Raw genomic sequence first — 21,479 nt, forward strand, 5'->3', positions numbered from 1 at the left:
AAGCATCCTTATAGTGTAAGTATTAGCGCGGAAACAGCCGGCGTTAAAATCATCGCCGTTTTTAAAATCACTTTTGGTACAAGATTTGTGAATTTTGCTCCGATATACGCCCCTAACATTGTTCCAATAAGAACCTGCAGTAATAAAACAAAATCTAAATAACCCTCTGAAGTAAAGCCAATCCCGCCGCCGATTGCAATAGGGACAATGACGAGCATAGTCGTACCTACAGATTGACGAAGAGTAAGTCCTAAAAATGTTAGCAGTCCTAATTGAATAAATGGTGTTGAACCAATTCCAAAGGTTCCGGAAAGAATTCCAACGATGATTCCTAATATTGCAGCCTTTAGTACAAACACTGCATTAATTTGTTGATTTTCATCTCTTGCTGTTTTTTCCTTAAGTAAAAATAACCTTACAACAAGTAACAGTGCTGATAGAAATAGCATGCCTGCAGTAAAAAAGTGCATGTAATCCGTTGGGATGAGGGCTGCGATTTTTGAGCCCACATAAGATCCCGCAGCCCCAAATAATCCTACGATGATGCCCGCTTTCACTGCCATATTTCCTTCCCGATAATGACTAAATGCACCAGAAGGGCTGGTAAAAGCCATCGCCGTAAGTGATGTTCCCAGTGCAGTATGAATAGGTACTTTAAAAACCAATGTTAATATTGCAATGATAAATCCGGCCCCGCCTGCTCCGATGAAACCTAAAATAGCTCCCAAAGCAAGCATTGTTATCATAATAGCCAATGGTGTCACTCCAAATTGTTTATTGTTATTTTAGTATAAACGAAATTAGCAATTTTTTGGAGTGATGTTAACTGTTATCCACTTAGTAGCAAAACTCCTAATACCTATAAGGAATATTAACTTTTGTAGAAAATGGTCACATTTAGCAAAAAGGAACTATGTTGTTTCCTTAATTTGGTTAGTGTAAAATTAAATTATAAAGGTGGTATGGGAGGAGATAACGTGGGGATTTTTCAATCTGTAGGAATTATGTTTACATTCTGGTGGATCATTCTAGCTATTTTCGCTTGGACAACTTTAATTATTTTTTGGAGAAAGGCAAAAAAAGAAGATTAATTCTACTAACTATCAATACTCCACATTGATTCAGAGGAATTCTTTTGTTTGCATTTTAATATTTAATAAATTGCCATCACTCTAAGGACAATATATTAAAGACCTTCGCAAGTTCTAGGGTCTTTAATATATTGTCATTCATTTTCATTTAACTTTTTTATACAGTTTTTTATTTCCTTCATTTCTTTTTCAAAATCAATTACATCTTCCTGTGAAACGTGAGCAAAACCATATCGTACATTTTCATAAATAGATAACCATTTTTCAGTGGTTTGAATATTAAAGCGATCAAGCCAGTCTCTTACAGATTCCGAACCCCGTCTTTCCAATGAATGCTTTGCAGCGAAATGTTCCAACTCTTGAACAGATTTACGGATTCGTTGAGTTGATTTTGTGTAGTAGCTTGTATGGTTTCCCTTTCTATTTTGTGAGTCTATTATATTGTAAAAAACAGTTTGTTGAAGCTCATTATCCCTCGTATCCTCCATCTTAACTTTTCCTTTCATTAGGTGTAATACGATCCAAATTGCTATGATGACAATGACAACAATCCCAATCATAATATAGATACTTCCTTCCTGATGCCCAAAGAAACTATTAAACTTTTCAGGTATCTCCTCTATTCTTGCTCTATGGATCATATCCTGCCTTTGACTACCACCAAGTTTGGAAGAAAACATATGCAGTATATTAATAATAAATTCAAGAATTGGGTTAATAAGTTTTACAAAGTACCAAAAGACGTTATCAAAAACAAATGATAATTCATGCTTAATAGAACCTATGAAAAATGCGATAATGAGCGCGAAAAAGATAGGAAAGAGAAAAAGGTAAAAACCAAATCTAAAAAATGCTTTCTTGTCTATATTCTTGTTTTGAATAAATCTTTTAAAAAAAGTCCCGTAAGCAAATAACAGAAATTGAAGAAATAAGAAAACCACCAATAAATTTACTGATTTCATCCCAGAAACAAACTCTACAAGATACATGAACACAAAGACAAGAATTGTTAATAATAAACGACTGCTAAAAAAGTTATCCGAATCCTCAATACATTCTTCACCGTACAATAACTTCAATCTCCAAAAGGAGAAAATAAATAACAAAATAATTTCAAACATGGGCAATCGGAATGTCCAAGTACCAACAATAATAATCGGTATTGCGCTACAATAGAACGTACGCGAGAATCTCTCTTTTTCACCATTTGAAAAAAATAATGTTGTTAATGATACCAAAAATAATGTGATTAAAATTCCCCAGCTCGCAGATCCTTTACCATTTGTTAATGGCATTGCATATTGAACAAAAGCAAAAATAATGGATTCACTAAAAAACATTCTTTGTATTTCAAAGACTTTTAGAACATTCACCTGAAACTTTGGAGGAGAATTTACTTGCATAGCTCCATTGCCCCTTGATCTGCTAATGATTTCACTGAAAATACCATAGATCCTTTTTCTTCAAAGCTTATAAGTGATGCATGCGTGGAAAGGTCAATTTCACCAAAATAAATGACATATGGATAAAATATTCCCTTTTGCAAAATATCCTTAATCATTAAATGATATGGAACCGCATAGGAAGCAACGGATAAATGGGCTAACAGATCAAATGCCCGTAGTCGCTGCTGCCTACCTTCTCCTTCCATTAAGAAATAATACGAGGATTCCCCAAAGGTTGTTACATTTATTGCTAAGGCAAAAGGGATGTTTTCCTTGGTTGCATAATCAATAAGATATGCACAGTGACTGATACGTGTTTCAAAATTCTCTTTATTTCCATTCACATTTAAGAGGAACAACCATGTTTTGGCTCCAATAGCGGAAAAGACCTTTGTTTGTAATTGCTGTGTTTTAGCACTTGCTTTCCAATGAATATATTGAAAAGGATCCCCATTTTGATAATCCCTTGTTCCTATCGGTGTTAATGGGTCAAAAAAAATTGATGTTCGCAGGGATTGACTCCCCTGCAAAAACTTATATTCTTTGTTAGAGGTTTTAACCGTTTTCCTCTCCGGGAGTACCAGCTTTTTAGCTTGTACTACCTTTTTACTATGGAGAATAACACACCCTGTCCCAAATAAGTGAGGAATTTTAATTTCAATGCTATCTATTTTAGAAACTCCCCTTTTCATTGCTTTTACAGGGATAACAACATCTACTTGCTCGTTATGCCATGCTTTAAAGGGGATATTTACATCTATAATGGAACGAACGTCTATAAAGGAATGATGAATCGGTTCCACTTTATTGGTGAAACTCACTCGAATATTCCCATTCAAGATCGGAAGGCCCTTATTTGTAAATGTAAATTTCCATTCATCTATATCTTTAACATTTAAACGTACAAGCGACCTACTGTTTTGTATGGTTAATTTATTGCCTACTAATTTTAAATACAACGAATTTACCATAATAGCAAAGAATCCAAAAATAAATAAAAACATTATTGTATTGGAACCTATAAAAAGGGATAAAAGAGCCAAAAACGCCGATAAACGCTCTAATATTAATACATTTCTTTCCTGTATTATTTCTTTATCCCAATTCATTTTACTTACTCCATTTCGACAGCAGTAGCAATTTAAATTGTTCCAATGTATTTTTCCTCCAACCAGCAATTCCTTAATTGAAATATACCAAATTGTTAAAATTACGTCACCAATGGAAATCCAAACATTTACAATTCATAAAATGGGGAAGAAAATAAAAAAACAAGCCGATATCCAAATACCGACTTGTTCATTATCATTTATTTCACCCAACCAAGAATCATCTCACGGATTAACTTACTAGCAGTGTTAGCCGTTTGCTCAGACGGATCATAGATTGGAGCAACCTCCACTAAGTCGCATCCAACAACATTCACATTTGAACGGGCAATCTCATGAATGGATGCAAGTAATTCTTTAGAAGTAATACCTCCACAATCCACAGTACCTGTCCCAGGAGCATGTGCAGGATCAAGGACATCAATATCAATCGTCACATATACTGGGCGACCTGCCAGCTTCGGCAAAATTTCTTTCAATGGTTCTAATACCTCGAATTTTGCAATGAACATTCCATTATCCTTTGCCCATTGGAATTCTTCCTTCATTCCGGAACGAATACCAAACGAAAACACATTTTCTCCACCCATTAACTCGGCAGCTTTGCGAATTGGCGTTGAATGAGAAAGAGGTTCACCTTCATATTCAGAACGAAGGTCAGTATGAGCATCCATATGAATCACTGCTAAATCCGGATATTTTTTATACATTGCTTTAATAACCGGCCAAGATACTAGATGCTCCCCACCCATTCCGATTGGGAATTTATTATCTTTTAAAAGAGAGTCAATATAATCTTCAATCATATCAATACTTCTTTGTGGATTTCCGAATGGCAACGGAATATCTCCCGCATCGAAGTATTTAACTTCTTCTAATTCTCTATCTAAATACGGACTGTATTCTTCTAAGCCAATAGACACCTCACGAATACGTGCAGGGCCAAAACGGGAGCCCGGGCGATAGCTTACCGTCCAATCCATCGGCATTCCATAGATTACCGCTTGGCTTTCTTCATAATTTTGATGACTGCGAATAAACACATTTCCGGAATAAGCTTCATCAAAGCGCAATGTTATCCCCTCCTTAGCGAGTTAAATCTTGAACAAACTTTGGCAGAACAAAAGCAGCTTTGTGGAGCTCTTTCGTATAGTATTTTGTTTCGATTTCATGGAATCTGTCTTCACTTACTTCTAATGGATCGTATTTTTTGGAACCTAACGTAAATGTCCACATACCGCTTGGATAAGTTGGAACGTTTGCTGTATATAAACGAGTGATTGGGAAGATTTCCTTCACATCTTTTTGAACCTCGCGAATTAAATCAGCTTTGAACCATGGATTATCTGTTTGGGCAACAAAGATTCCATCTTCTTTTAACGCTTTTGCAATTCCAGCATAAAAGCCTTTTGTAAATAGATTTACGGCAGGACCCACTGGTTCTGTAGAGTCTACCATGATAACATCATATTCATTTTCACTTTTAGCAATATGCATAAATCCGTCATCCACACGAACATCTACACGAGGATTTTCCAATTCACCTGCAATGCTAGGCAAAAACTTTTTAGAGTACTCGATTACTTTTCCGTCAATATCTACTAATGTTGCTTTTTTTACGCTTGGGTGCTTTAAAATCTCGCGGATAACTCCACCGTCTCCGCCACCGACAACAAGAACATATTCAGGATTTGGATGAGTGAATAAAGGCACATGTGCAACCATTTCGTGATAAACAAACTCATCTTTTTCGGTAGTCATGACCATTCCATCTAAAAGAAGCATATTTCCCCATTCAGCTGTTTCTACCATATCTAGTTTTTGAAATTCCGTTTGTTCCGTATGTAAAGTTTTATTAATTTTCATTGTAATTCCGTAATTTTCTGTTTGATTCTCAGTAAACCAAAGTCCTGCCATTGTATTCTTCCTTTCTGTATTTGGATTTCTTTTGTACAAGGCGCTTCCGCTTTTCTTATACTATTCCCTTAATCAATATAAATACAAACATGAGAAAAAGTATAGAGAATTCTTCTAAAAAAGCAAGAAAAATTTTATCCATTTTTGCATGTTTAAAACATGATTCGTTACTTCATACTGATTAATAGATTTTAACAGGTGAGGTGATGGTCATGGAGACAATAACAAACCCTAGAATCCAAAAGAGCAAGAAATACTTTCGCTTCCTACTATTTGCTATTCTCTTTATTGCTGCTGGTTTGTCTCTATTTGCCTTAGCAGTTTATATGTATGCCAAAATTCTTGGACCACCACCATTGGCAGTTCCACAGTCTACCCTTTACTATTCGAACGATGGAGCCATTATCGGAGAAAGCAATAGTGGCCAGAAACGCTACTGGGTACCTTTAAACAGTGTTTCCCAGGATGTTGTAGATGCTACCATTTCCATTGAGGATAGAAATTTCTACCATCACCATGGCTTTGATATAAAGCGTATTGGCGGTGCTCTTTTGGCTGATGCCATTGCTATGCATAAGGTTCAAGGTGCCAGCACCATCACTCAACAATATGCTAAAAACCTATTTCTTACAATGGATAAAACATGGACACGCAAAATTTCGGAAGCCTTGTATACCATTCGATTAGAAATGAACTATAGCAAAAAGCAAATTTTAGAAGGATATATCAATACGATTAATTATGGGCATGGTGCATATGGCATTCAGGCGGCAAGTCAATATTATTTCGGGAAAAATGCAAATAAGTTAGATCTTGCAGAGGCATCTATGCTGATTGGAATTCCAAAGGGCCCTAGCATTTATTCACCTATTAATTCCTTTGAGAAGGCGAAAAAAAGACAGCTTCTCGTTTTAAAATCAATGCGGGAAAATGGATATATTACCGATGGCGAGGCAAAATCAGCTGCATTAGAAAAATTGACGATTATCGGCAAACACGCCTACCACCGTTCCGATTTAGCTCCTTACTTTCAAGATATCGTAAAGCATCAACTAAAAACAGCGTTAGGCTTAAGTGACCGAACCATCAACTTAGGGGGTCTTCGAGTATATACAACATTGGACACGAAACAACAAAAAATAGCTGATGAGGTTATTAAAGAAAGTATTTCGGAAGACTCAGATATACAAGTGGGCTTTACGGCAATGAATCCAAAAACAGGATTTGTGACAGCCCTAGTTGGGGGAAGGAATTATAGTGACAGTCCGTATGACCGAGCTGTGCAGGCAACCAGGCAACCAGGTTCCACTATCAAGCCGTTGCTATACTATGCTGCTTTGGAAAAAGGATTTACACCAACAACGATGATGCGAAGTGAACCAACAACCTTTAAGTTTGATAATGGGAGAGCGGAATATACGCCGCATAATTTTAACAACGAGTATGCAGATGGAGAAATAACAATGGCTCAAGCGTTGGCTTTGTCTGATAATGTGTATGCGGTCAAAACACATTTATTTTTAGGGGAAAATACACTTGTCAAAACGGCAAAAGACTTTGGAATCACAACCAAAATGGCAAAGGTCCCCTCTCTTGCTCTTGGAACATCCGGCGTTCATGTGATTGATATGGTCCGTGCCTACAGCATGCTTGCAAACGGTGGAAATAAGGTGGAGCCTGTTTTTATAACCAGAGTGGAAGATTATCAGGGGAAGGTATTATATGATTACATGCCTCAAAAAGAACAAGTCTTACAGCCTGATCTTGCTTATGTCATGACACAAATGATGACAGGAATGTTCGATAAAAAGCTAAATGGTTATGCACCTGTTACAGGGTCTACCATTATCAATCAATTAACTCGCCAATATGCAGGAAAGTCAGGTTCAACAAATACAGATAGCTGGATGATTGGCTTCTCTCCTCAGCTAACGGCTGGTGTTTGGACTGGGTATGACAAAGGAAATGAAATTACCCTTTCAGCAGATAAACGATATGCCAAAACAATTTGGGCCCGTTTTATGGAAAGAGCTCTTAAAGGAGAGCCAATTAAAACTTTCAAGGCACCAAAAGGCGTTGTTTCCGTACCAATTGATCCTCAAAGCGGAAAAATTGCTACTAAGGATTGTCCGGTCTCCCGCGAAATGTATTTTGTTAAGGGGTCGGAGCCATCAGCTTACTGTGATTTACATGGTAAAGAAGGAAAAACTATACGAAAGCATAAAGACAAACAAAAACAGGATGGATGGCTGCATAAGTTATTTAAATGGCTATAAGTAATCAGAAATTCGGTGCTATTCTCGAGAAATTGGCTTTTAATCTCGCGTTTCAAGACTATTTTCCTGCAAAAATAAGCGCAGGCGTCAAAACTAGATAGAAATTAAAAAACCCGGGTGTGCGGCCCGGGTTTTTTATGTCCTAGATTGGTAAGTGCAACCATAGTTTTAAGTTTACTGATATTTATGGAAATCAGCAAGTCGACTTATTTAGGTTTGTTTAACTGTCACAATTTGTTCACAATTTCGTAAATTATTTTAAGAAAGCACCAGTGCCTTGTACTTCGGCGCTGGTGCTAGACTTATACTATTATTTTTAAGATAAAAAACTTATACTTTCTTCTTTCTTAAAATAAGATTTACTCTGTTTCTAAATCATTTTTCAGTTTATCACTGGAACGATTCCACATGTTTTCATCATGATTTTTGAGAAAATCGGCTAATACCTTTTTCGATTTAGCATCCATATGATCTACAATAATTTGCCGTTTCAAGGATTTATCTAATCGATTCACATGTTCAGGCAAGGATTTATAACCGCGTCTTGCTTCCTTATTAACCGTCATTTCGCATGCCGTTACACCGGCGTAATATAAACCATCCTCTTTACGTTCCATTGTTACCCAAACCAACCAATACGGTTTTGCTCCAGCAGGAACCTCATCCTTGTTTGGAAGGAATTTAACTCTTTTCTCCACTGCACTTTTCCCGTGCATCGCACCAATATCAACAACAGCGTCCCCTTCTTCTATATCAATAATAACGGGAGAAACATTGTCTAGGCTGAGAGAGCCCATACCAAAGCCTTTATGGTCATCTCTTGGATCTTTTTTTACGATGTTAAATTCAAGTTTCTTTTTTCCCGGTTCCATTGTAAATAGCCTCCTTCTATGTAGTACTTTTGCGGACACTGGTTCCGTTATCTGTGAAAAAACGGGCTAATTTCTTATGTTTCCGGACAGAGATTCCGCTATTTCATAAAAATCATGGAAAAATAAGCGCCGTTGGGCCAAATAACGGAATGTGTGTCCGCTTAATACTTGAAAATACCCTTTTTGTCACAGATAACGGATTCTGTGTCCGCTTTTGAATTGATACACTATAAAAACATTGAAAATATCGCATTAAAACGTTCAAGAAAAAAATGCGAAACATTTTGGATTAATGGTGTAATAGTATATCGATCTAGCGGCGTTACTAAGATGATAAGAAAAATGATAATACTATATTGTTCATACTGCGTTAATTTTGCCCTAATGGATGGGCTGACAAGATCCTCAATGATACGGTAGCCATCCAATGGCGGCAAAGGAATTAAATTAAATATCATTAGTACTAAATTTATACCTGTAAAGTAATTAAAAAAATCCATGAAAAAAGCAGGTCCGCCACCTAGTCCACCATTTCTTGTTGCAAGAAAATACCAAAACCCATACCCGATAAATGCCATGACCAGGTTGCTTAACGGTCCCATAATGGACACTAATACACCGGCAGCTCTCGGATTTTTAAAGTAATTCCGATTCACCGGAACAGGACGTGCCCAACCGAATCCTGCAACAAGAATAAGGATGGTCCCCAGCGGATCAAGATGATGGATCGGGTTTAATGATAATCTCCCCTGCTTTTTTGCAGTTGGATCACCAAATTTATACGCTGTATATGCATGAGCAAATTCATGGACCGTAAATGCAATAAGTAATGTAATTATAACAAACGGAATCTCTTGAATGGAATATCTTAGAAAACCCACACTCTAACCCCTTTAGTTTTTTATCGTTCATTTCCTTCTTCTTCATTATTATACAATGCATTAGTCTCAAATACCTTTATATAACTATAATCTGCTTGCTTTCGTTTTGCAAAAAACATACACTTTTCTTATATAGAAAAGCGGAAGCACCTTGCTCATCCGCTAGCCGTTAGGCGCTGTAGCTAGACAATCTCTAAAGAAAGGAGCTGTCCATTATGCCATATGTAACTGTAAAAATGTTAGAAGGACGCACAGAAGAGCAAAAAAAGGCATTAGTTGAAAAGGTAACACAAGCAGTAAGTGAAACAGCAAATGCCCCTAAGGAAAATATCGTTGTATTTATTGAAGAAATGTCCAAAAACCATTATGCTGTTGGCGGAAAACGTTATAGCGACCAATAATTTTGTACATATCTGAGAACTACGAACTGTTTACATCATTTATTTTTTTGTTAAACTCAGTTCGCTAAACTCAATTTCTATAAAAATAGCCAAGTCTCCCTTAATTCGGCTTGGCTATTTTTTTCAGTTCTTCGATATATTCATATGCTTGGTCTATTTCTTCCTCTGTATACCGCTGCTTTGCTTTTACTTTATTAATTTTCTCGACTACCTCTGTCTTTGGTAAATTGTCAAAATATAAAACAGTAGAGACGAGCTCGAGATAACGGGCATTCTGTTCATTCATACTAGCTAAGCATTCTTTCAAATGTGGCATCTCGGTTTCATATAAATGCAGAAACTCCTTCCCATTTTCTGTAACCGAATATCGGTATTGATAATACCCGCCTTTTTTTTCTTTTATTTCTTCAATAAAACCTAAGTTATAGAGCTCTTCCACTCTTAATGTTAATTCCTCTGAGTATGGCCCATAGAAATGAAACTGGAACTTTTCTTGAAATGGAAAGGATAATTTTTTTGCAATATAAATCATTTTTTGCAGCTTTTTGCGGCCAACAACCTCGCCCGAAGCTGAAAGTGCACTTATTATTCTTACATGATCCTTTAACAAAGAACTTCATCTCCTGCTTCAAATAACTATTTCAATCCCTCAAGTATAGAACGAATTTGTTGTATAACATCACTCTGGTTCGACTCATCATAAATAAAATCTTTTGGATAGTACAATTTATGGTCTGTACGTCGCTTTCCTGAGATGGCATCCACAATGTCTGATTCCCTCGATAGCTCTCGAAGTTCCCCGTTACGCATCAATAAATAAATCGGCAGCCGTTCTTCCTCTTCACCCGGGCGGTAAAAATCGTAAGGGAGATCGGAGGATGAATCCACCACTAAATAATAATTGGGGTCAATACCGGCACTAGCAAATAATTTCTCTAATTGACTATGTACCTTAAACTGCTTAGCCGGGTCGAACTCGACATATTTAAATAAATTCCGGTTCATAAACCTTGTACATAAATCTTTTAAAATGGGGTCGTCCTCTTCTTGCCACATCTGAAAATAATATAATATGACAGATTCATCTAATTTTAAATAGTCTTCTAATGTCATTTCATCCTCAAAAAGGGAATAGAAATGGATGGGATGATGTTTAAATGAGTAGAATTCTTCATGCAGAGATTTTGCCCGGTGTAAAATTTTCGTCAAGATTACCTCAGAGCTTCTTGTTACCGGATGGAAATATACCTGCCAATACATTTGATAACGGCTCATAATATAGTCCTCTACCGCATGCATCCCGCTGTATTTAAATACTACTTGATCTTCGCGTGGCCTCATTACCCGCAAAAGCCTCTCCATATCAAAATTCCCATAGCTTACACCAGTGAAATAAGCATCACGAAGTAAGTAATCCATGCGATCGGCATCGAGCTGACTGGAAATTAAACTAATAACCAGTTTATTTTCATATGTTTTTGCAATGACTTCCGCGACTTTCTTGGGAAAATCAGGTCCTACTTTACTTAAAACAGCATTTACTTCGGTATTCCCAACAATGATTTGCTGTGTAAATTCTTCATGGTCCAGTGTAAACACCTTTTCAAATGAATGGGAGAACGGACCATGGCCCAAGTCATGTAATAGCGCAGCACATAAAGAAAGCAGACGTTCATCATCATTCCACTCCGGGTGTCCCTCGAATACATCATCAATAATTCTCCGTACAATTTCATAAACACCTAAGGAATGATTAAAGCGGCTATGTTCTGCACCGTGAAAAGTAAAATAGGTAGTACCCAATTGACGAATTCTCCGTAATCTTTGGAATTCCTTCGTTCCAATTAAATCCCAAATAACTTGATCACTTACATGAACATATCGATGAACAGGGTCTTTAAATACTTTTTCCTCGCTTAATTTTCGTTTGGAATATTCCACTTAATAACCCTCCATGTCTATCATAATTTTATTATAACGAGTTTGCTTTCATATTGAAAGATTTGGAATAAGCAGGCCCGAAAATTGCGAAACTATCATCTTTTTTACAATATTGGTATAAAAGTCAGTAAATATGTCCATGCTTTGATTAACAAGGAAAATCAAATTTTTTCAATTGGGAGTTGAGAATAATGAAGTCTCGCCAAGATGCTTGGACAGATGAAAATGATTTAATTTTAGCTGAAACGGTATTGCGCCACGTTCGGGAAGGCAGTACTCAATTAAATGCCTTTGAAGAGGTTGGAGATAGGTTAAATAGAACATCCGCTGCTTGCGGTTTTCGTTGGAATGCGGTCGTTCGCCATAATTATGAACAAGCTCTTCAACTAGCAAAAAAACAAAGAAAGCAAAGACAGCGACTTTTAGGAAAAGATCAAGGTGGCAAGAAAAAACTACTCTATCAACCGCCTACCCCTACGCTTGAGGATGTGGAGGACATAGAAATTCCGTTACAAGCGGTTGTATTGGAGCAGGAAGAACTTGCAGAGGAATTAACACCAATTACAACAACCAATACACCTTCTTTACCTGTACTAAATAAAAACAATGAAGAAATGAGTTTATCAAAAGTCATTGGATATTTACAATACTTAAATAATACGCAATTTCAGTCAACCATTTTAAAAAGTGAGAATGCAAGATTAAAGCACGAATTATCCGATGTGAAACGCAAAAATGAAGAACTGCAAAAACGAATTAATGAGTTAGAGCAAAATTCTGTTACCATGCAGGAAGATTACGAAACATTGATGAAGATCATGAATCGTGCAAGAAAGCTTGTCTTATTTGATGAAGATGAGCCATCCACTTCGACTTTTAAAATGGACCGGAATGGTAATTTAGAGAAGTTGGCTGAATAAGAAGAACCCTGTTCCAATAATGTGGAACAGGGTTCTTTTTAATTAGGTTGGCCTATTGACCCAACTCGGTCTATTGGTAGTTTCGGTTCTAATTTCGGGCCGTTCGTACCACTTATCTACTACCCAGCACTCTTAATATGCTGCAGTTGATGCATCTGATAATATTTGCCCCTAAGCGCGAGCAGTTCTTCATGATTTCCCTTTTCAACGATTCTGCCTTTATCTAAAACCAAAATTTGGTCAGCATTACGGATGGTAGATAGCCGATGCGCAATGATAAAGGTCGTTCTTCCTTTTTTCAATACTTCCATGGCATCTTGAATAATAGATTCTGTTTCGGTATCGATATTGGATGTAGCTTCATCCAATATTAGGATAGCCGGATTGAAAGCCAGTGCTCTGGCAAAAGAAATCAATTGCCGTTGGCCGGACGAAAGGGTGCTTCCCTTTTCAATCACAGGCTCATCAATACCTTTTTCCAAGTTTTTCAGCACTTTATCTGCCCCAACATCCTTTAATGCCTTTTCTACCATTTCTCGAGTAATCCTTGGATCATTTAAACTGACATTCGAAGCGATGGTTCCAGTAAATAAATAAGGATCCTGAAGCACAATCGCCATATGCTCACGTAATGCCTGTACGGGAATCTCATTAATATTTTTCCCATCAATTTTAATGGATCCATTCAGACAATCATAGAAACGGAATAAAAGATTCATAATCGAGCTTTTCCCAGAACCGGTATGACCAACCAGTGCAATGGTTTCACCCATTTTTGCATCAAAGGAAATGTCTTTTAGTACATCATGATTTTCCTTGTATCCAAAGGTAACTTTATCGAAGGTAACATTTCCTTGATAACGCTCCATTTTAGTATCATTAACCGGGGTACCTGTTTCCGCTAATAATTCAAACACTCTTTCCCCCGCTACACGTGCTTGCTCCAGATTTGCAAACTGATTCACGATTCCGGTGACTGGTTGGAAAAGCCGGTTAATATAATCAACAAAGGCATATAAGACACCTAAAGAAACAAAGGAACCTACACCAACAGAGCCGCCGCCGAAGTACCAAATAAACGCTACAAAAGTAATCGTTCTTAAAATCCCTACTAAATTATGAGAAGTTAAGGCATTTAAATTGAGCTGTTTATTTTGATATTTAAAATGAGTTTCGTTCAATTGCTCGAACTCTTCCTTCATCTGATCCTCGCGCCGGAACGCTTGAATAATATTCATTCCCTGTATGGATTCATTTATAGAAGCATTGATCTCACTAATTTTTGTTCGAATGACCTGATTATATTTCGAAGCATATTTCCGGTAAATAATCATCCACGCATACAAGATTGGTATTAGCAGTAAACAAATAGCTGCAAGCTTTGCATTTAAAATAAACAAAGAAATAAAAATTCCCGTGATATAAATCGTACTTGTAAAAAAATTTGCTAATACGGCAACATATAGATCCCGTATTGCTTCTGTATCATTCGTAATTCGTGAAACGACCTTACCGGCAGGCAAATTATCAAAATAGCGAATCGGCAATCTTTGAATATGCTGAAAAATATCATTGCGCATTTTTTGAATAATCCGGTTAGATGCCTTTTGTAAATAATAGTGCTGTCCATATTGAAAGACGGAAGCCCCTAACAATAAGCTAAAATAAAAGAGTATAAGCTTGATCATTCTAGGAATCTCCGGCTGATAAAATTGGAGAAGCTGATTCGCTTTGATTTTTTTAGCTTGAAAGATTTTCGACTGATCGCCTTTTTTAATCGTTACCTGCCCATTATGATACGTTCTTTTTCCATCGAAAGGAATAGCTTCAGGAATGAAATAAAAGTCTTTGCCTATTTGAATAATCCTTACTTCCTTTCCTTTTGCTTCTCCCTTCCCAAAATAAGCGCCGCGTTTATAATAATGGCCATCAAATTTAACGGCATCCTTCCCCTTTGCAGCTTCAAACCAGGATGATTCAATGCCGAGGATATGAGCGTCGATCATCTTTTTGGCGATGAAAGGGCCTGTTAATTCTGCTCCGACTGATAAACCCAGCATAATTAAAGCAACAATAATAATCTTTTTAAATGCTAATGCATATTGAAATAGCTGCTTTCCTGCCTTCATGATACCACCTCCTCTTCCTTCGATTCTTCCATTTGTTGTCTTAAAAATTGCTCACGGTACCAGCCTTCTTGCCCGATTAATTGCTCGTGGGTTCCTTCTTCCGCAATGGCACCATCGTTGAGGACAATAATCCAATCAGCATGCTCGACGGCTGATAACCGATGCGTCGTAATAATCGTTGTTTTCCCGTTTCGCTCTCTTTGGATATTTTCAATAATTCTTGTTTCTGTCTTTGCATCAACAGCGGATAAAGAATCATCTAAGATAAGAATCTCCGGATTTTTGATTAAGGCACGAGCGATGGATATCCGCTGCTTTTGACCCCCGGATAACGACACACCTTTTTCCCCCACAAGAGTTTGCAATCCTTCCGGCAACAGCTCTAAATCTTTGCGGAAGGAAGCTAACTCTATGGCTTTTTCAATATCCTCATCCTTTGCGTCCGGATGTCCAAACAAAATATTTTCTTTTATTGATCTGGAAAATAGAACATGGTCTTGCGGCACATAGCCAATCCAATTACGAACCTGTTCTTTCGTTTGCTTGGCAATCTCAACATTGGAAATCGAAAAGTCACCAGTACCTTCTTTATACTCACGTAAAAGTTGCTTCACAAACGTTGTTTTTCCACTGCCTGTTTTTCCAACAATCCCTAATGTCTGACCCCTTTCAAATGACAATCGTAAATTACTCAGGTTTGGAGTATTAGACGATGGATATTGGAATGTATATTGCTCGAACTGGATGTTTTCTGGTGTATCCACTAAAGAAGGCATTTCCGGATTTAAGACATCTTCCTTCTGGTTTAATGTTTCCTCTACCCGGTCAAGGGAAGCACTTCCGCGTTTCATTAAGTTCATTAATTCCCCAATGGCAAACATTGGCCAAATCATCATTCCCAGGTACACATTAAAAGAAACTAAATCACCCAAGGTAATTTGTTGGTGAAATACAAGATATGCACCATAACCCAATCCAATAAGATAACTAACACCTGTTAAAATTTTGATGGTCGGGTCAAACAAAGAGTCAATTTTGACAACATCCATGTTCTTTTTAAATACGTCTTCTGTCATATCACTGAAGAGCTTTTCATCCGCTCTCTCCTGCACGTAGGCACGAATAACACGTACACCAGCTACAGATTCCAAAACACGATCATTTAAATCCCCAAATGAATCCTGGGCCTTAATAAAACGTTCATGAATTTTCTTTCCGTAGATTGTGATTAAAACGGCCATTATTGGGAAAGGCAAAATAGCCGCAAACGTTAATTTCCAACTGACAAGAATCCCCATCGTTAACAGGATGGTAGACATGAAAATAGTCGAATCTGTCAGAGTTAAAATACCAAACCCAGCCGTTACAGATATTGCTTTCAGGTCATTCGTTGCCCTCGCCATAAGGTCACCCGTACGGTTACGTTCATAAAACGCCGGTGTCATTTTGAAAAAATGCCCCATTAATCGTGAACGCAGCTTTCTCTCAAGGACAAAGGCACCGCCAAATAATTGGTACATCCAAACATACGTAATACCGTATGAAATTACTCCGATTCCGATTAAATATAAAAGATATTGGTATACACCTGACCATGTTAGGCTACCGAGCTGAATATCATCGATTGCCATTCCTACTAATCTAGGCGGTATGACATCCAATACCCCGACAATAATTAAAAATAGAACAGCAACCAAATAACGTTTCCAATTTTCCTTAAAAAACCACCTTAATTTCCAAAGCATAGGTGATCCCACCCCCCTATTCTAAATGCGTAAGTGCCTTGCCCATCGGCGAATGGATTTCGTAGTCGCTCACCTCGAGATAAAGGAAACACAGCGAGGTTCACGAGCTGATGTTGAATTATCTTAGGGAGGAAACGGAGAAATCCACTAGCCGATAGGCACTGAAGCTGGACAGCTAAACAAGCCTATGTGTCTTAACTTATATTTTTCTCAAGGCACAAAAAAGGACAGACTGCGCAAGTGGCAGCTGCCCACAAAAAAGCACAGGAAACGAGTGAAATTAGCACTTCAAATTTCACCGATACGTATCCTGTGCTTGATTCGTATTTTTTAATTCTTTTTACACGATCAATAATGCATAAGGACAGGTTACGCGATATATGAAATTATTTTTGTTTGTATCATTGTTTTTGTTTAAGAGTACATTTAATTTCATCACGTTAACCTCCTTTGTTTTTAATTGGTAATTTTAGATTCTTAGTTAGAATATCATCCTCAAAATTATATGTCAATTCCTAATTTAACAAATTTACAAAAACTTCACTAGGTATGTTGTATCCTGTGAATTAGGGCTCTCCCTTCCGTTCTTGGGTTTTACCCGTAAACCACTAGCTCCACAAGGCTTTATTCATCTAAAAAAAAATCAAGGATTTCACCTTGATTTAAAAATCCACCTTTATTTTTTCGTTTCGTTCCACTATTCTTTGGTAATTAACCTCATACCATTCTAATTCTTGTCCAGATAATGGTTCTCCATATAGTTTGCCGCTCCTATCTTTTAGTACATTTAAAAATCGCAGCATAACATCTTGTATCGTTAATTCTGTATGAAGCAACTCGGATAAGGATGCCATTACTTCCGGATGAATAGTAGGATAGGTGAATTTGGTTTCCTGGTCCTTTTTAGCTACTTGATAAAATTCCTGAATGAGTTTCGCCCGATTTTGTCCGCTGCCAGATACACATAAATAAATTTGGACTGCGACCCCTTTTCGGATTCTTCGTTGGGAAATCCCTGCAAACTTTTTCCCGTTAATACTTAAATCATAGCTGCCGGGACAATAAGATCCCTCAATTTCTCTCGCCTCAATCTCAGCATTAAAATCTGAGAACATTTCCTTAATTAACGCCCACATCGCATCGTAACCGCGATTAATATCGATTCCCTTTTCCGTATCCGCGAAAATGAGGGACAAATTTAACACTCCACTATCCAGAACAACTGCTAATCCCCCGGAATTTCTGACAATGAACCGGAATCCTTGTTTTTTTAAATAGGCCAATCCATCTTCTAAGAAAGGCAGCTTTGTATCTTGTATTCCCAACACAATAGTTTGATGATGTACCCAAGACCTGGCCGTGGCAGGTGAAACCCCTGCTCCCACTGAAGTACATAATGTATCATCCATAGCAAAGGACTGCAGTGCCTCGAACATCGGTCCTAAGCTTGATTGATCAATAATTCTCCATTTATCTTGCTGTAATAATGATAGATTTGTTTCCACCGTTCCTCATCTCGCTTTTCAATGGCTCTTTTCTTCAACTTTGTTGCTTGTAAAAGGAAATCTTATAGCCTTCTCCATTCGTCTTAAGAATAGGGATCTTTTTTAAGAAAAGATCCCCCGAGGCTAGTCGAAGTAGGGATTTAAAGCAACAATTGATACGAAAACAGCCTTTCTAATCAACTATAACTATATTACAACGCTTGCGCAGCCGTGATAAGAGCTAACTTATATACATCTTCTTCATTACAGCCACGAGATAGATCATTTACTGGAGCATTTAAGCCTTGTAATATTGGTCCGACTGCTTCAAAATTCCCCAGCCTTTGTGCGATTTTATATCCAATATTTCCTGCTTCAAGGCTCGGAAAAATAAATACATTTGCATCGCCCTTCAATACAGAATCCGGAGCTTTTTTCTTTGCAACGGAAGGAACAAAAGCAGCATCAAATTGAAATTCTCCGTCTAATACAAGGTCTTGTGCTCGTTCCTTCGCAATCCGAACTGCTTCCATTACTTTTTCTGTTTCCGGTGACACGGCAGACCCCTTTGTCGAAAAGCTTAGCATAGCTATTCTTGGCTCAAGATCAAACATCTCTGCCGTTTTCGCACTTTCAATAGCTATTTCTGCTAAATCCTGACTGTCTGGCGTAATATTAATGGCACAATCAGCAAACACGTATTTTTCTTCTTCCCGTACCATAATAAAAACTCCGGATGTTTTTTTAACACCTTGCTTTGTTTTAATGATTTGCAAGGCAGGTCGAACAGTATCTGCCGTTGAATGTGCCGCACCGCTTACTAACCCATCGGCATGATTCATGTAAACAAGCATTGTTCCAAAGTAGTTTTCGTCTAATAGAATCTTCTCTGCTTCTTCTTTTGTTGCCTTCCCATTTCTTCTCGCTACAAAAGAATCCACCATTTCAGAAAACCCTTCATATTGAGCAGGTTCATAAATGACCGCCCCTTCTAACTCCAATTGATGCTCTTTAGCCTTCGCTTCAATTTCTTCCTTATTACCTATTAAAATTGGAGTTAAAATTCGTTCTGTTGCAAGACGGCTCGCCGCAGATAAAATTCGCTCATCCAATCCTTCAGGAAAAACAATTTTCAAATTTTTATTGGAAACCTTATCTTTAATTGCTGAGAATAAATCAGTCATATATTTTCCTCCTTTATATTTTATCCTACCCAAACTATAGCAAACTTTTTTAAGAAGAATGAATCGTTTAGGCTTTTTGGCCAAATGTTTATATTTTGTGAATATAGTGTTTCCTTTTCTTGATCGTTTTTTTACAATTGTGTGTTGGATTTTTTATGATTGGAAAAACTATGCTATAGTATGGATAGACAAAACAAACTCGAGGTGATCAAAATGAGTGAGGCAGCTCAAACATTAGATGGCTGGTATTCTTTGCATGATTTAAGAGCAATGAATTGGCCAGCTTGGAAAGCTCTTTCAAGCGATGAACGCCAAACAGCTATTTACGAATTTCAACAATTTATCAATAAATTAAATAAAACACAAAGTGAAAAACAAGGCAGTCATGCATTATACACAATCGTTGGCCAAAAGGCAGATTTTATCCTTTGGATGCTTCGTCCTACTATGGAGGAGCTAAATGAGCTTGAAAATGAATTTAATAAGCTTACAATAGCTGAATATACGATTCCTACATACTCTTATGTATCTGTTGTAGAATTAAGTAATTATGTTGGCGGCGGTAATTCTGACGAAGATCCATACCAAAACCCGTATGTGAAATCACGTCTGTATCCTGAACTACCAAAATCCAAATATATTTGCTTCTATCCTATGGACAAGCGACGTGAAGGCAATGACAATTGGTACATGCTATCCATGGAAGAACGTCGTGAAATGATGCGTAGTCATGGAATGATTGGGCGTAAATATGCTGGCAAAGTAAAGCAAATTATTACCGGTTCCGTCGGCTTCGATGATTATGAATGGGGCGTCACCCTATTTTCAGATGATGTTCTGCAATTTAAGAAGCTTGTCTATGAGATGCGCTTTGATGAAGTAAGTGCACGTTACGGCGAATTCGGTTCCTTCTTTGTTGGGAATCTATTAGAAGAAGAGAAAATTGCGAAGTTTTTACATGTTTAAAACAAAAGCGGAAGCGCCGCAGCTCTAGCATATGGATTTCGTAGTCACAGGCGAGATAAAGGAAACCATTTATCGTTGGAAGAAGACGTAGAAATCCACTAGCCAATAGGCGCTGTAGTTAGATAAAAATATATTATTAGCCCCTACATTTTAGGGGCTCTTTTATTCCTTAAAAATCCACAAAAAAATTTCCATGCATATCCCCTTCTTCACTTACATACATATGAAATAGTGAAAATATCAAATAAATCCTTTCACCATCCGTACAAGTCTGGCTTCCTTGAAGAGAGGTGTAAAGCTTACAGAAAAAAATAATCTAAGTAAAAGTGCTGTAAAAATTCATGATTATTTTTTCGCTTTGCGGATTAAAATCCTTTATGTATTGATTAATAACTTATCCATTTCTAACTAGGGTGTATCAAGGAGGGAGAATATTGTCAAATTCCTATGTCAATCCAAATGCATACGGCTATCCTTATAGGCAAGCATCGCAACCACCATATTATGGAGGAAATATGCCACAGCAATTCGGGACACCGCCTTTAACTGCTAGCGGACCTACAACGCAGGGACCTAATATACCAGGAATGCTGCCTGCAGAACAGTCCTACATCGAAAATATTTTACGTTTGAACAAAGGAAAATTAATTCATCTTTATGCAACATTCGAAAATAAAAGAGAGAAGCAATTTACCGGAATTATAGAGGCAGCAGGCCGGGACCATGTCATTATCAGTGATCCGCAAACAGGTGAACGTAATCTTATTCCAATGGTGTATGTAGATTATATTACATTTACAGAAGAAGTAGAGTACGAATATCCTTTTGGATCGGCTCAGCAGATGGCAACTTATCCAACAAGATAATTAGAAATCCGCTTGCCAAGAGGCGTGGAGCTAGAAAAGGACTAACAGTATAGAATTTGTTATCAAGGTAAGCAGTTAGCTTTTTAGACTAAAAACAGCCCTTTCTAATGAAAGAGCTGTTTTTATTAAGATTGTTATAGATTTTTACTTATCGTAAATAGTTGCTAATGTAGACTTAGTTTCGGGTCACCATTTCCTTTAAGTGCTTTCTCATTCCTAAGCCATTTAAGAGCATTTATAAGGTTGCCATCT

The 21,479-nt window shown here is 37.4% G+C and carries 18 protein-coding genes; 5 read left to right on the plus strand and 13 right to left on the minus strand.

Going from position 1 to position 21,479, the window contains the following annotated elements; all coding sequences use genetic code 11:
- Positions 1 to 8: 8 nt before the first annotated feature.
- The 5 genes from NSQ59_RS26015 to speE form a co-directional block, all read right to left on the minus strand.
- Positions 9 to 755 (minus strand): sulfite exporter TauE/SafE family protein, encoded by a 747-nt coding sequence (locus NSQ59_RS26015; protein ID WP_340833034.1) that lies wholly within the window; start codon positions 753 to 755, stop codon positions 9 to 11.
- 470 nt (positions 756 to 1,225) lie between these two features.
- Positions 1,226 to 2,494, minus strand: a complete 1,269-nt coding sequence (locus tag NSQ59_RS26020; RefSeq protein WP_126647173.1) for a hypothetical protein — start codon at positions 2,492 to 2,494, stop codon at positions 1,226 to 1,228.
- A complete protein-coding gene (locus NSQ59_RS26025; RefSeq protein WP_340833035.1) occupies positions 2,485 to 3,645 on the minus strand; it encodes a DUF58 domain-containing protein in 1,161 nt (386 codons plus the stop codon). The genes NSQ59_RS26020 and NSQ59_RS26025 overlap by 10 nt, the downstream gene beginning before the upstream one ends.
- Positions 3,646 to 3,845: 200 nt before the next feature.
- Complete coding sequence (gene speB / locus NSQ59_RS26030) at positions 3,846 to 4,718, minus strand: agmatinase (protein WP_055741445.1); 873 nt, start codon at positions 4,716 to 4,718, stop codon at positions 3,846 to 3,848.
- Positions 4,719 to 4,731: 13 nt separating this feature from the next.
- Positions 4,732 to 5,562 carry a spermidine synthase gene (speE, locus tag NSQ59_RS26035; protein ID WP_126647175.1) on the minus strand — a complete coding sequence of 277 codons (831 nt, stop codon included), beginning with the start codon at positions 5,560 to 5,562 and terminating at the stop codon, positions 4,732 to 4,734.
- Positions 5,563 to 5,774: 212 nt separating this feature from the next.
- On the opposite strand from speE, the gene NSQ59_RS26040 reads away from it, so the two are divergent.
- The gene (locus tag NSQ59_RS26040) at positions 5,775 to 7,838 is read left to right on the plus strand and encodes a transglycosylase domain-containing protein (protein WP_340833036.1); all 2,064 of its coding nucleotides are present in this window, start codon (positions 5,775 to 5,777) and stop codon (positions 7,836 to 7,838) included.
- Positions 7,839 to 8,197: 359 nt separating this feature from the next.
- On the opposite strand, the gene NSQ59_RS26045 is transcribed toward NSQ59_RS26040, so the two are convergent.
- Entirely contained in the window at positions 8,198 to 8,710 is a 513-nt protein-coding gene (locus NSQ59_RS26045) for a YwhD family protein (protein ID WP_055741448.1), read from the minus strand.
- Positions 8,711 to 8,937: 227 nt separating this feature from the next.
- On the minus strand, positions 8,938 to 9,591 hold the full coding sequence (locus NSQ59_RS26050; RefSeq protein ID WP_055741449.1) for a site-2 protease family protein: 654 nt from the start codon (positions 9,589 to 9,591) through the stop codon (positions 8,938 to 8,940).
- A gap of 215 nt (positions 9,592 to 9,806) precedes the next feature.
- Here NSQ59_RS26050 and NSQ59_RS26055 point away from each other — a divergent pair, with 215 nt between their 5' ends.
- Positions 9,807 to 9,992 (plus strand): 2-hydroxymuconate tautomerase, encoded by a 186-nt coding sequence (locus NSQ59_RS26055; protein ID WP_126647177.1) that lies wholly within the window; start codon positions 9,807 to 9,809, stop codon positions 9,990 to 9,992.
- Positions 9,993 to 10,092: 100 nt separating this feature from the next.
- Here NSQ59_RS26055 and NSQ59_RS26060 read toward each other — a convergent pair whose 3' ends face one another.
- Positions 10,093 to 10,602, minus strand: a complete 510-nt coding sequence (locus tag NSQ59_RS26060) for a YwgA family protein (protein WP_055741451.1) — start codon at positions 10,600 to 10,602, stop codon at positions 10,093 to 10,095.
- 26 nt (positions 10,603 to 10,628) lie between these two features.
- Positions 10,629 to 11,933 carry an HD domain-containing protein gene (locus NSQ59_RS26065; protein WP_055741452.1) on the minus strand — a complete coding sequence of 435 codons (1,305 nt, stop codon included), beginning with the start codon at positions 11,931 to 11,933 and terminating at the stop codon, positions 10,629 to 10,631.
- A 191-nt stretch (positions 11,934 to 12,124) separates the two neighbouring features.
- Between NSQ59_RS26065 and NSQ59_RS26070 the strand changes: the two genes are divergently transcribed.
- Positions 12,125 to 12,853, plus strand: a complete 729-nt coding sequence (locus NSQ59_RS26070) for an RsfA family transcriptional regulator (protein WP_055741453.1) — start codon at positions 12,125 to 12,127, stop codon at positions 12,851 to 12,853.
- Positions 12,854 to 12,972: 119 nt separating this feature from the next.
- On the opposite strand, the gene NSQ59_RS26075 is transcribed toward NSQ59_RS26070, so the two are convergent.
- From NSQ59_RS26075 to pta, 4 genes are all read right to left on the minus strand, one after another.
- The gene (locus NSQ59_RS26075) at positions 12,973 to 14,982 is read right to left on the minus strand and encodes an ABC transporter ATP-binding protein (protein WP_340833039.1); all 2,010 of its coding nucleotides are present in this window, start codon (positions 14,980 to 14,982) and stop codon (positions 12,973 to 12,975) included.
- Complete coding sequence (locus tag NSQ59_RS26080) at positions 14,979 to 16,727, minus strand: ABC transporter ATP-binding protein (protein WP_340833041.1); 1,749 nt, start codon at positions 16,725 to 16,727, stop codon at positions 14,979 to 14,981. Before NSQ59_RS26080 ends, NSQ59_RS26075 begins: the two co-directional genes overlap by 4 nt.
- 662 nt (positions 16,728 to 17,389) lie before the next feature.
- Entirely contained in the window at positions 17,390 to 18,232 is an 843-nt protein-coding gene (locus NSQ59_RS26085) for a lipoate--protein ligase family protein (RefSeq protein ID WP_340833042.1), read from the minus strand.
- A 191-nt stretch (positions 18,233 to 18,423) separates the two neighbouring features.
- Complete coding sequence (gene pta, locus NSQ59_RS26090; RefSeq protein WP_340833043.1) at positions 18,424 to 19,395, minus strand: phosphate acetyltransferase; 972 nt, start codon at positions 19,393 to 19,395, stop codon at positions 18,424 to 18,426.
- Between the two features lie 213 nt (positions 19,396 to 19,608).
- Between pta and hemQ the strand changes: the two genes are divergently transcribed.
- Entirely contained in the window at positions 19,609 to 20,361 is a 753-nt protein-coding gene (gene hemQ, locus NSQ59_RS26095; RefSeq protein ID WP_055741458.1) for a hydrogen peroxide-dependent heme synthase, read from the plus strand.
- A gap of 434 nt (positions 20,362 to 20,795) precedes the next feature.
- Complete coding sequence (gene gerQ, locus NSQ59_RS26100; RefSeq protein WP_055741459.1) at positions 20,796 to 21,227, plus strand: spore coat protein GerQ; 432 nt, start codon at positions 20,796 to 20,798, stop codon at positions 21,225 to 21,227.
- The last annotated feature ends 252 nt before the right edge of the window (positions 21,228 to 21,479 follow it).

Origin of the sequence: Margalitia sp. FSL K6-0131 (assembly GCF_038008735.1) — a bacterium.
Lineage (GTDB): Bacteria > Bacillota > Bacilli > Bacillales > Bacillaceae_C > Margalitia > Margalitia shackletonii.